Annotated in this window: 8 protein-coding genes; 4 read left to right on the top strand and 4 right to left on the bottom strand. The window is 55.8% G+C overall.

Going from position 1 to position 11,865, the window contains the following annotated elements; all coding sequences use genetic code 11:
- Positions 1 to 108: 108 nt before the first annotated feature.
- Together AC790_RS05615 and fes are read right to left on the bottom strand one after the other, a co-directional pair.
- A complete protein-coding gene (locus AC790_RS05615; RefSeq protein ID WP_049851145.1) occupies positions 109 to 330 on the bottom strand; it encodes an MbtH family protein in 222 nt (73 codons plus the stop codon).
- The gene (gene fes / locus AC790_RS05610) at positions 323 to 1,681 is read right to left on the bottom strand and encodes an enterochelin esterase (protein WP_049851144.1); all 1,359 of its coding nucleotides are present in this window, start codon (positions 1,679 to 1,681) and stop codon (positions 323 to 325) included. Before fes ends, AC790_RS05615 begins: the two co-directional genes overlap by 8 nt.
- Before the next feature lie 276 nt (positions 1,682 to 1,957).
- Here fes and AC790_RS05605 point away from each other — a divergent pair, with 276 nt between their 5' ends.
- From AC790_RS05605 to dcuR, 4 genes are all read left to right on the top strand, one after another.
- Positions 1,958 to 4,144 (top strand): TonB-dependent siderophore receptor, encoded by a 2,187-nt coding sequence (locus AC790_RS05605; protein WP_049851143.1) that lies wholly within the window; start codon positions 1,958 to 1,960, stop codon positions 4,142 to 4,144.
- A 172-nt stretch (positions 4,145 to 4,316) separates the two neighbouring features.
- Entirely contained in the window at positions 4,317 to 4,802 is a 486-nt protein-coding gene (locus AC790_RS05600; RefSeq protein WP_049851142.1) for a hypothetical protein, read from the top strand.
- An 830-nt stretch (positions 4,803 to 5,632) separates the two neighbouring features.
- Positions 5,633 to 7,258 (top strand): sensor histidine kinase, encoded by a 1,626-nt coding sequence (locus AC790_RS05595; protein ID WP_007891599.1) that lies wholly within the window; start codon positions 5,633 to 5,635, stop codon positions 7,256 to 7,258.
- Positions 7,255 to 7,974, top strand: coding sequence for a two-component system response regulator DcuR (gene dcuR, locus AC790_RS05590; RefSeq protein ID WP_007891598.1), 720 nt, complete (start codon positions 7,255 to 7,257; stop codon positions 7,972 to 7,974). The genes AC790_RS05595 and dcuR overlap by 4 nt, the downstream gene beginning before the upstream one ends.
- Here dcuR and AC790_RS05585 read toward each other — a convergent pair.
- Both AC790_RS05585 and AC790_RS05580 read right to left on the bottom strand, forming a co-directional pair.
- Complete coding sequence (locus AC790_RS05585) at positions 7,968 to 8,927, bottom strand: FAD:protein FMN transferase (RefSeq protein WP_049851141.1); 960 nt, start codon at positions 8,925 to 8,927, stop codon at positions 7,968 to 7,970. The two genes, dcuR and AC790_RS05585, sit on opposite strands and share 7 nt — an antisense overlap.
- Before the next feature lie 51 nt (positions 8,928 to 8,978).
- Positions 8,979 to 11,759, bottom strand: a complete 2,781-nt coding sequence (locus AC790_RS05580; protein WP_049851140.1) for a flavocytochrome c — start codon at positions 11,757 to 11,759, stop codon at positions 8,979 to 8,981.
- Positions 11,760 to 11,865 lie beyond the last annotated feature (106 nt).

Below are 11,865 nucleotides of genomic sequence, written 5' to 3'. Positions count from 1 at the left end.
CACCCCAGTCACTTACTTCCGTAAGCTCCTGGGGATTTGCACACTTGCCGCCTTGCTGCAGCCCGAATGATTTTGGGAATAAATTAACTAGATGATTAAAAAGGAAAATTAAGCTGCGGTAGACGACGTCTGTTGCGTCGCTGGTCGCATGTCGTGCCAGTTGGCTTCAATAAACGCGATGGCGGCGGCGCGCGTTAGCGGCCCTGCCACGTTATGCCAACCCGCCGGTACCGGGGCAAACGCTGGCCACAGGCTGTATTGCTGGCGCGCGTTAAGCAGCACCAGAAAATCCAGCGCATCGTTATCAAACGGATTTTGTTGTTCAGACATGATGAGTACCTTCAGAGGGTGAGGTTGGGGAAAGAAAATCGGCCAGCAGCCAGCGGCAGCCGTCGATCAAACCGCCACGCCAGCACAGCGCATCGTGCCCTCCGGCGTAGCGGCGAAAATGTAATTCATGGCCTGCAGCCTGAAGCGCCGGGGCGATCTGCTGGTTGACGTACACCATGTCGGCCTCGCGATCGCCCACTTCCTGAAAGATCTTCAGCTTGCCCGGCGGCAGCGTGCCTTGCTGCAGACGCTGTAGCAGCAGGCCAGGTGCGTGATGCTCGCGGTTGGCGTAATCGCGGATGTACTGCAGATTGGGCCACCAGAAGGAGCCGGATTGGGTCAGAACGCGGCCAAAGCGCTGCGGCCAGTGCAAACCGGCATAGAGCGCGGCCAGTCCGCCGTAACTTTGCCCAGCCACCAGCGTGCGATTGGCGTCGCTGCTGAACGCGGCGTGCTGGCGCGCCAGCGGTAGGAGTTCCTGCTGCACTGCTTGCCAGAAGGTGGCGTTGCACGGCAATTCAGCTTCGCGATGCTGACTGTCGATGACATCGATAAACAGCCAGCAGGTCGGCGGCAGTTCGCCATCTGCGGTGACCTGATCCAGCGCGCTGAAAATCGGTTGGCCATACACCCAGTTTTGTCCGTCGAGCAGAATCGCCAGCGGACGCTGTTCAGGCCGATCGGTTTGCCCGGTGCTGTACAGCCAGACGTTGCGCGTCACGTTGAGCAACTCGCTGTACCACTGCAAGGTTTGCAGCGCATCAGGCCAGGTTTCAGCCAGTCCGGCATCCAGCGCGCGCCATGCGGATTGATCCGGCGCATCCGGCATATGTGCGTTGCTCAGGGCAAAGCGTCGGCTGCTGAGAAACGGCGGCGTGGGGTTGAGTTTGTCGGGAATCGCCAGCGGCATCAGCGAAATCCACCATTTGCGCTGCAGCGCGCGACACGCCTCTTCGCCGCCACAAAACAGCGGCGGCAACTGCTGCGCGGTGGCGGGGATCAGGCTGTAACTGCCGCGCCAGTCTGACTCAATATGCGTCGACCAATGCCAGACGTCGCTGTCGCCCACCCGTAGCAAACTTTCCGGTGCTTCGCTGTGGTGATCGGTAACGCCGTTAATATCGACATACACCCGTCGCGTGGATGAAAGTGCGGAGTGGCCTTCGGGATCGCGCCAGAAGAAGTGCATGGTGGTTTGACCGGTGTCGTCACGCTCCACCAGCGGCGTTCCAGCGGCGTAAAGCCGCTGCCACCAGCCATCTTCACCTACATCTGCCTGCTGCAACCATTGCGCAACTGTCCCGGCGGGCAACCACTCATCTGTCGTTTTATCTGCGCTAGCTAGAAACATCCTGCAATCCATCTCCACATTTTGTTCATGATCTTTACTTAATCAAAGCTAATGCAAATGCTATTGATAACGATTTACATTTGCAATATGATTTTTCGCGCCTAATAAACCTTCGTATTTTCAGTGGATTATTTTGTGAAGGACGTCACGCAGGGAGATTAGGACCGTAAATAACTCAAGGCAGTAATATTTCAATCCGTTACAGCCGCGCCGTTGGGCATGGCGAACGAACGGATTATTTCATCTACAAGGCAGTTTGAAATAGAGATGGCAACTATGTCCGTTAACGTAAAAAAATCAGCAATACCTGCTGTGGCACTGCAATTCAGATTCAATCGGTTATATCTCTCTCTGGCCTCAATTTTGTTGCTGGCACCTGCAGCATTCAGCGCGGCCGCGGAAGAAACCCTTACCGTGAATGCCGACACGCGTGAAAGTGTGACCTCACCGCTGCAGGGTTATGTGGCGAAAGAGAGCGCGGCAGGCACTAAAACATCCACGCCGCTGCGTAAAACGCCGCAATCCATTTCGGTGATTACGCGCGAGCAGATGGACGACCAGGCGGCGGCCTCGGTGGCGGATGCGCTGAGCTACACCAGCGGCGTGCTGACTAACTATCGCGGCAACTCCAATCGTAACGATGAGATCATTGCGCGCGGTTTCCGCTATGCGCCGAAGTTCCTGGATGGCCTGAGCTACGGTTTGTCCGGTCAGGGGGGCGCAGCAGGGCAGATCGATCCCTGGCTGCTGGAGCGCGTAGAGATGATTCATGGCCCAGCTTCGGTGCTGTACGGCCAGGTGAATCCGGGCGGTATTGTTGCCATGACCAGCAAACGCCCGACCGCGCAGAGCATTCACAAAGTGCAACTCAGCAGCGGCAATCAGCATTTGGGTGAAGCGGCGTTTGATTTCGGCGGCAAGCTGAATGATGACAACACGCTGTTCTACCGCCTGAACGGCATCGCCAGCACCAAACATGAGTTCGTCAAAGACAACAAACAGCAGCGAATGGCGATTGCGCCAGCGATCACCTGGCTGCCCAATGCCGACACCAGCTTCACGCTGTTGACGATGTATCAGAACGAGCCAAAAGCGGGCTATCGTAACTTCCTGCCCGCCAGCGGGACCTTGAAAGAGAGCAGCGCAGGCTTCATTCCTTACGACTTCAACGTTAGCGATCCGAGCTTCAACGAAGCCAAGCGCGAGCAGACGTCAGTCGGGTATATCTTCGAGCACAACCTGAGCGACAACGTCAGCTTCACGCAGAATCTGCGCTACAGCAACATGGACGAATCGTACAAATATCTGGTGTATACCTTTGATGCCGATAACGATCACTCCATCAACCGTCGTCCCCAGCATGACAAGATCAAGTCGAAAGAGTTGGGCCTTGATAACCAGCTGAAAGCCATCTTTGATACTGGCAATGTCGCGCACACCGTGCTCGGCGGGCTGGATTACAAGTGGAGCGACGTAGATAACAAACTGTGGCGCGACAGCGGCGATAAATACATCCTCGACTGGGCTAATCCTACGCGTATCAGTATTAACGAGAGCGATCTGACGCTGACCACCAGCACGCGCAAGAAGCTCGATCAGGTTGGCGTTTATCTGCAGGATCAGCTGGAGTGGAATCAGTGGAATCTGCTGCTGTCGGGGCGTAATGACTGGAGCGAAATTCGCACCCAGGATCGCACCGATAACAGCGAAACCCAGCAGAATGACAACAAGTTTACCGGCCGCGCAGGTTTGCTGTATGCGTTTGATAACGGGATTTCACCTTATGTCAGCTACAGCACCTCATTTGAGCCAAACCTGAGCAGCGGCGCACCGGGCACCGATCCGTTTAAACCGACCACCGGCGAACAGACGGAAGTGGGCGTGAAGTATCAGCCGGTTGGCTGGGATGCGGTCTTTACCGTTTCGGCGTTTGATATCACGCAGAAAAATATCACTGCCTATAACAACGTTACTGGCTATAACGAGCAGATCGGTAAAGTGCGTTCGAAGGGTATTGAAACCGAAGCGCATGCGCAGATTACGCCTGAGATCAAACTGTTGGCCGCCTATACCTACACCGATGCGGTGACCAAAGAGAGCAGCATCACCGAACGTATTGGTCACTCACCGTCGAGCATTCCGCGTCATGCGGCGTCAGCGTGGGGCAGCTATACCTTCCTCGATGGCGTACTGAACGGCTTTACATTGGGTAGCGGCGTACGTTACACCGGCACCACGCCAGCGGATGAGACCGGCACCGACAATGTGCCGCACTACACGCTGTATGACGTGATGGCAAAGTATGAGCTGGGTGAAGCGATGAATTCGCTGCGCGGCACCACGCTGCAGCTGAACGTTAATAACGTAGCGGATAAGCACTACGTGGCCTCTTGCAGTAACTCCAGCGCCTGCTTCTACGGCAGCGGTCGTTCGATCGTCGCCTCGGTTAACTACAGCTGGTAATTCCCGCGGCGGCCTGACCGGCCGCCGTTTCATTGCACATCGCGTGCGGCACGCCTGCCAATGAAACATTTCCTGACCGGTTTTCGGAAAATACTGTATTTGTGTGACTGTCATCACTCTGCAAGGCACGCTAAAATGAACGCTTCTCATTTAGCAGGGGTTTTTCGTCACGATGTTATCGCGTTTCACTTTGGCCACTTTGATGGCAACAATCATGCTTACCGGCTGCGCTCGCCTTGCCGCCGTTACCGGTACATCCACTGACACCACAGCCGCCGCTGATACCTCCGCGGCCCAGCCTGCGACCGGCGCACCCATCGACAACAATGACTCGCCTTCTCCATTTGAGACCGGCCCAACGGTAATCAACGTTTCGCATCTGGTCACGCGCACCGATGACGGCTCTTCCGTTTATGTGACGGTTGATGGTCAGGATGCCGGTTTGTTGAAAAAGGGTGGGAAGCGCGAGATTCGCGTGGCGCCGGGTAAACACCAGATCGGTGGTTACGTGCAGACGCTATTTGGTTTTGGCAAAGTGACGATTGCTTCCGTGGATGTCACCACCGATCCAAACAGCCCGAAAAACGTGGTTTATTCAGTTACGCGTCAGAAGCCCGCGTTCAGCGAAACCGACGCTACGCCGCCGAATAATTCCTGATTTTGCTTTGTGCGCCGCGTGTTCTGTAGGGTCGCCATTTATGGCGTAATGCTCGTCAGTTAAGCAGCGTACTGGCTCTGCGGGGGTTCCGCCCGCTATGCCTATGGCAGTTTCAGAATGTGTGAAGCCGGCGGCCGGGCTAAGGTCCGAAGGCGCGGACCTTAGCAATCCGCGCCTGCGCCGTCCTCGCTGTTCCCTCGCTTATCACTCCGGCCTGACGGACCGCGCGGATTCGCCATCCCTGGCTCATGCCGTGCTTTCGCCGACGTCGTGTCGGCTCATCCTGGCCGTCATTCTGCGCTCGGCGCTGCGGATAGCGCCCAACACCATCGCCTGCCATTACCGCATCTGATTTGAAATTTTGCTGGCTGAAGATTTTGGGTTACCGGGTCGCCATAAATGGCGACCCTACAGACGTTCCAGCGATGATAATTCAGGGATAGGCATTGCTGCTGCAGCGCGGGTGTTGAGGCGACATCCCAGCCCGCTGAGCGAGTGAGGGATTCCAGGGCGAGCCGCAGGGATGCGGCGAGAGGCGGCGCTGAGCAGGAGCGAATCGCCGCCGGTCCGTCAGGAATCGCGAGGGAGCGAAGGCACCGCGAAGCGGCGGGATGGGCTGGCGCAGGGCCCGGGAGTGCAGAGGGCGCGGCCAGGCGTCCTCTGCTCGGTCGCCGCACGGCATAGCTGAAACTGCCTCAGCCGATGGCGAACGAAAGTCGCTCAGCGCTTAACTGATCGGTATTACGCCATGAATGGCAACCTTACCTGGTGCGCGACCTGCACGCATTTATCCGTCATAATAACCGCCCTCTTCTCCGCCGAGAGCGATCATGTCTTCTCCACAGCAAGGAATAACGGCGCGCAAGCAGCCGATGAAGCTCAATACGCTGGTCACCCTGATGCTCAGCGCGGTAATTGTGCTGGTGCTGCTCAGTGTGCACATGTTCTATTTTTTCCAGATTGGCGCGGCCACCCGCGCGCAGCTGGAGGATAAAGCCATGGCCGTGGCGCGCACGCTGGCCGACTCGCCGGAAATACAGCGCGCGCTGACCTATCCGCCGGATGGCACGCGCATCCAGCCAATCGCCAAAGCGGTTGAGGAAACCAATAATTTGCTGTTCATTACCGTGACCAACATGGACGGCATTCGCTATTCACATCGCAACCCCGAACTGATTGGCAAACACTTCATCGGCGACGATCTCGAACCCGCGCTGCGCGGCCATGAAAATGTCTCGGTGAACCAAGGTTCGCTAGCGAAAGCACTGCGCGTCTTCACGCCGGTCTTCAACGCGCAGCACCAACAAATTGGCGTGGTGGCGATAGGCATCTCACTGGATGCGGTCAGCGTGCAGATTAACGAAAGCCGCTGGAGCATTCTGTGGACCATCTTTATTGGTACGCTGGCGGGGGCGATTGGCACCCTGGTGCTGGTACGCGTGCTGAAGCGCATTCTGTTTGGACTCGAACCCTACGAAATCTCCACACTGTTTGAACAGCGCCAGGCGATTTTAAACTCGCTGAAAGAGGGCGTGGTGGCGATGGACGAGCAGGCCCAGGTTACGCTGGTCAATCAGGCGGCGCGTGCGCTGCTCAATGATTCCATGGGCACGATCACCGGCGATCGCATCTATGATGCGTCGGTGATCAACGATCATCTGCGTGATGTGCTGCAAAGCGGGCGGGCGCGGCGCGATCAGGAGCTGAATGTTAATGGCCGCGTGCTGCTGAGCAATACCGTGCCGGTGCGCAACCAGGGCCGGATTATCGGCGCGGTTTGCACCTTCAGGGATAAAACGGAAATCAGTCAGCTAATGCAGCGCCTGACCGGCATGGTAAACTATGTGGATGCGCTGCGTGAACGCTCGCACGAGTTTATGAATAAGCTGCACGTGATTCTTGGCCTGCTGCATATGAAAAACTACACGCAGGTAGAGAGCTATATTCTCAAGACCGCCAATAATTACCAGACGGAGATTGGTTTCCTGCTCGACAAAATAAAATCGCCGGTGATTGCCGGATTTTTGCTGAGTAAAATCAACCGCGCCTCGGATTGCGGCCATCGCCTGACCATTAGCGATGCCAGCTTCCTGCCCGACAGCGGTAATGAAGAGCAGATGGCGGCGCTGATTACGGTGATCGGCAATCTAATTGAAAACGCGCTGGATGCGCTGAGCGAGCAGGTTGAAGGCGAGATTCACGTGATGCTGCACTACCAAAATGGTTGGTTAACCTGTGAAGTGAGTGACGATGGCCCAGGCATTGAAGCCGATCGCCTCGCCACGATTTTTGAAAAAGGCTTCTCCACCAAAGGTGAAAACCGCGGTGTCGGGCTGTTTTTGCTGCAGCAACAAACCGAGCATATCGGCGGCAGCGTAAGCGTAGAGTCAGAACCCGGCGTGTTTACCCAATTTTTAGTCCAACTTCCCTGGGATGGAGGAAACCAATCCGCATGATCAATGTGTTAGTGGTCGATGATGACGCCATGGTCGCCGAGCTTAATCGCGCTTATATCGGCCAGATTCAGGGCTTTCACTGTTGTGGCACCGCCTCAACGCTGAAGCAGGCGAAGGAGATCCTGTTCAATAGCGATACCGCAGTGGATCTGGTGCTGCTGGATATCTATATGCAGCAGGAGAATGGTCTCGATCTGTTACCGGAATTGCGCACGGCGCAAAGCGCGGTGGAAGTGATCATCATTTCGTCAGCGGCGGATGCAGAGAATATCAAAACTTCGCTGCACTACGGCGTGGTGGATTATCTGATCAAACCCTTCCAGTTCCCGCGTTTTGAAGAGGCGCTGACCGGCTGGCGGCAGAAGAAGTCGCTGATGGACAATCAGCATTACTATCAGCAATCCGATGTTGATTTGCTGATTCACGGCAGCCCGGCAACGCAACACGATAATAAGCGCCTGCCAAAAGGGTTAACACCGCAGACGCTACGCACGCTGTGCCAGTGGATTGACGCCCATCCGGGTCATGAGTTTTCGACCGATGAGCTGGCGGCCGAGGTGAATATTTCGCGCGTCTCTTGCCGTAAATACCTGATTTGGCTGGCGCAGATTAATATCCTGTTCACCAGCATTCACTATGGCGCTACCGGTCGCCCGGTATATCGCTATCGCTTGCAGCCGGAATACCATTCGCTGCTGCAGCAATATTGTCAGTAACGGAGCTGCCAGGTGAAATCGCGCTGCTGGAATTGGAAGTGGCGCGGCGAGGAGCAGATAATCTGCCGATCGCGCGTAACAAATACCGCATCGATATCGGGCTGGTCAGCGAGATACGCCAGCCCTCTCTCTACGCCCATACCGTAGAGCAGCGTGGTATAGATATCACCATCAATTGAGCGATCGGAAATCACCGTCACGCTCAGCAGTTCATTATTGAGCGGATAGCCGCTTTGCGGATCAAAAATATGGTGCCAGCAGCGGCCATCCCGTTCGAAATAGCGCTCGTAAATGCCCGACGTCACCACCGATTTACCCTGCACTTGCAGCACGCCTAACAGCTCATCATCACGTCCAAAGGGTTTTTTCAGACCGATGCCCCAACCTTGCAGTTCATGCGGCGGCGAGCCCAGCGTTTGCACATTACCGCCCAGATTAATCAGCGCCTGCTGCACGCCCTGCTGACGCAGAAACGCCTGTACGCGATCGGCGATATAGCCTTTGGCGATGGCGCCGAGATCGATCTCCATGCCCGACTGCAGCAGAAATACCGAGCAATCGGCGGAATTAAGCACCACCTGATGCGGATCGGTCAGTTTCAACAGAGCAGCAATCTCGTTTGCCGGCGGCACCGCGCGTCCCTGAAATCCAATCTTCCAGCGCTTCACCACCGGCCCGATAGTGAAATTAAACGCGCTATCCGGTAGCAAGCTCACGGCGTGTGCCACGCTAATCAAAGCGAAAACCGGCTCACTCACCACCACCGGATTCCGGCCTGCGGCCTGATTGATCGACATCACTTCGGATTCAGCGCGATTAACGGTGAACAGATTTTCTTGCTGCTTGATGAGTTGGAAAACCTGGCGGGCTAGCGTGGGATTGTCGTCGAAGAGTTTGAGCAGAATGGGCGAACCCATGAGTACGGCAGAGTAAGAGAAGACGCCATCGGTCATTGCATGCCTCTAAAGAAAACGATGCCCGCACAAGGCGGGCATCTTTACAGCTTAGTGTCCTAGCGCCAGTTTAGCGGCATTGTGACCGGCTTTGATACCAAAGATGATGATATCGGCCACCGCGTTACCGCCGATGCGGTTAGCACCGTGGATGCCACCTACCACTTCACCTGCCGCCCACGCACCTGGAATCACCGCTTTCTGTGCATCCAGCACCGCGGTATCGGTGTTGATGGTCACGCCGCCCATGGTGTGGTGCACGCCCGGTGCGATACGAATCGCAAAATACGGACCTTTGTTCAGCGGATGACGCAGCGCCGTTTTACGGCCAAAGTCTTCGTCGTCCTGCTTCGCCACGAACTCATTGTAACGACCCAGCGTGGTTTGCAGCGCTTCCTGATCCATATTGAGTTTCACCGCCAGCTCGTGTGGCGTTGGTGCACTAATCACGAAGCCTTTGGCGATGTATTCGTCAGCCGCTTTGTTGTTAGCACGAACCTGCTCATCAAAAATGATCCACGCGCTCTTCTCAGGCAGGGCGATGATCTCGGCAGAAACTTTGTCGCGGGTTTCCATTTCATTGTAGAAACGCTTGCCCGCCTGACTGACCAGGATTGCCCCGCCGCCGCGCATCGCTTCGGAAATCAGATACGAGGTGGTTTGCTCAACCGTTGGGTGAATCTGAATCTCGCCCATATCCACCGTATCCGCGCCGATGTGTTGCAACATGGCAATGCCGCTGCCGGTGGCGCCTTTATGGTTGGTGGTTACAAAACCATCCAGCTCAGGGCGATATTTCACCACCATCTCGCGGTTTGCACTGAAGCCACCGGTGGCCACAATCACGCTTTTAGCGTTGATGATACGGCTATCGTTGTACTCATCGACCACTTTAACGCCAGTGACTGCGCCATTTTCCACCAGGATTTCGGCCACCGAGGTTTCCAGCAGCACTTCGATATTGCGGTGATTCACATTTTTAACCAAGCCGCTGATCAGGAAGCCTCCCACCGCAGAACGATCTTCCGGACGATGCGTACGATCGATGCTCATACCGCCGGTGATAGTGATGTCGCACAGCTCGATCTCTTTCGCCGCCAGCCACTCAATCGCTTCAGGTGCTTGCTCAACAAATTCGCGCAGCAGTACCGGATTATTTTTGAATTTGCCGCCTTTCAGCGTCTCTTCGTAGAACAGCTCTTTACTGTCTTCAATGCCTTTCAGCTTCTGATAACGGGTTTCAGCCGCGTTCATACCCACTGAGGCTTTAATGGTGTTGCCGCCGATGGTGGGCATCTTCTCGATGATTACCACACGCGCGCCATCGTCATGCGCCTGAATCGCTGCCGCCAGACCGGCACCGCCGGTGCCCACCACCACCACATCGTAATTAACCGGTGCGTTAGGGTTACCGCCCTCCTCAATCACATACTCTTTGCTTGAGGTGGTCATGGCGCGTGATACCGCTTTTTTCAGCGCTTCACTCTGCGTAGTGGCGCCGGTAATGGCATCCACGTGTGGGCTGTTCGCCACCAGAATGCGTTCACGCAGGCTCTCGAAGGTACTGGTGAAGTCGACATCGAGGCTCGGATCCGGCACCAGTGAAATGTCGGTAATACGGTCGGTATCCAGCGTCACGTTGATTTTCAGCTTCAGCGCTTCGGCTTCGACTTTGGCCTGATAAACGCCGGCTTTGTACTTACGCCCGGTATCGCTGACGTCGCGAATCATCGCATCCACCAGCGAGAAGCGCCACAGCGGTTCCGGGATGGTCAGCTCTTCGCGCTTGGTGCTGTCAATGTACAGCTCCATGTGCTGATTTTTGATCGCGCGATCGGCCCAGTCCGGATAGGCGATACAGGCTTTACCGACCGCAACCAAGTCGAAACCGTGCTCCAGCGCATTCTCGGCATCTTCTTTATTCACAATGCCGCCGACGCCAATCACCGGCACTTTCGCCAGGTTTGGTGAGCGCTGGGCAAGGTATTTGGTGATCAGCGGCGTTGGATCCTGGGTATCGACAATCGACGGACGCAGCAGTTGGCCGACGGAGAAGTGCACGTAATCGAGGCCGCGTTCGGCCAGTTTTTCCAGCAGGTACAGCGTGTCATCCCAGCGGATGCCTGGGACTTCCAGCTCTTCCGGTGAGAAACGATAACCAATGACGAAATCCGCCGCGGCAAAACGGTCGGCCATTTTGTGGGTGATCTCCAGCACTTCCAGTGGGAAACGGGCGCGATTATCGCGGCTGCCGCCCCATTTATCATCGCGCTGGTTCGAGTTTGGCGAGTAGAACTGTTGGATCAGATAGGTATTTGCGCCGTGAATTTCCACGCCATCAAAGCCGGCTTTGATGGCACGGTTTACCGCATCACCAAACTTGGTGATCATCACGTCGACTTCTTCTGCCGTCAGCGCTTGTGGCGTGGTGGCGCCTTCACGCGGTGCGGCGATGGCGCTTGGTGCGACCGGCGTTTTACCGCCGATCAGCGCAGGTTCCACCATACGACCGCCGTGATAAATCTGCAGAATCGCTTTGGAGCCTTGAGACTTGATGGCGTGCGCGATTTTCGCCAGGCCGGGAATTTTGTTATCGCTATCGATGCCGAGTGCGCCAGGGAACGCCGGGCCGCGGTTATCAACAAAGCAGCATTCAACAATCACGGTGCCGATGCTGCCGGCACGCACGCGATAATATTCGACAAGGTCACTGGTAACACCGCCGTCAAAGTAACCGGTACAGGTGGTCATCGGCGCCATAACCAAACGGTTTTTGAGCACCGCACCTTTCGGTAGCGTAAGCGGATTAAGAATCGGGGTGAGCGTATTCATGATGAGCAACTCCAGAATTAAGAAATTTTGTATTCAATTCTTTGGCGGTTCGGAGGAATTTATATTTATTTGAGTGGTCCGACTTCATGCCATAAATATACCATTT

Source organism: Pantoea sp. RIT-PI-b (assembly GCF_001187905.1).
Lineage (GTDB): Bacteria > Pseudomonadota > Gammaproteobacteria > Enterobacterales > Enterobacteriaceae > Pantoea > Pantoea nemavictus.
The sequence above is the reverse complement of the archived record's forward strand: the minus strand, read 5'-3'. Positions and strand labels throughout refer to the sequence as shown.

What these genes read in the sequence shown, in the direction of transcription:
- AC790_RS05615 (WP_049851145.1), bottom strand. Translation starts at nt 330, where the DNA reads ATGTCTGAACAACAAAATCCGTTTGATAACGATGCGCTGGATTTTCTG.
- fes (WP_049851144.1), bottom strand. Translation starts at nt 1,681, where the DNA reads ATGTTTCTAGCTAGCGCAGATAAAACGACAGATGAGTGGTTGCCCGCC.
- AC790_RS05605 (WP_049851143.1), top strand. Translation starts at nt 1,958, where the DNA reads ATGTCCGTTAACGTAAAAAAATCAGCAATACCTGCTGTGGCACTGCAA.
- AC790_RS05600 (WP_049851142.1), top strand. Translation starts at nt 4,317, where the DNA reads ATGTTATCGCGTTTCACTTTGGCCACTTTGATGGCAACAATCATGCTT.
- AC790_RS05595 (WP_007891599.1), top strand. Translation starts at nt 5,633, where the DNA reads ATGTCTTCTCCACAGCAAGGAATAACGGCGCGCAAGCAGCCGATGAAG.
- dcuR (WP_007891598.1), top strand. Translation starts at nt 7,255, where the DNA reads ATGATCAATGTGTTAGTGGTCGATGATGACGCCATGGTCGCCGAGCTT.
- AC790_RS05585 (WP_049851141.1), bottom strand. Translation starts at nt 8,927, where the DNA reads ATGACCGATGGCGTCTTCTCTTACTCTGCCGTACTCATGGGTTCGCCC.
- AC790_RS05580 (WP_049851140.1), bottom strand. Translation starts at nt 11,759, where the DNA reads ATGAATACGCTCACCCCGATTCTTAATCCGCTTACGCTACCGAAAGGT.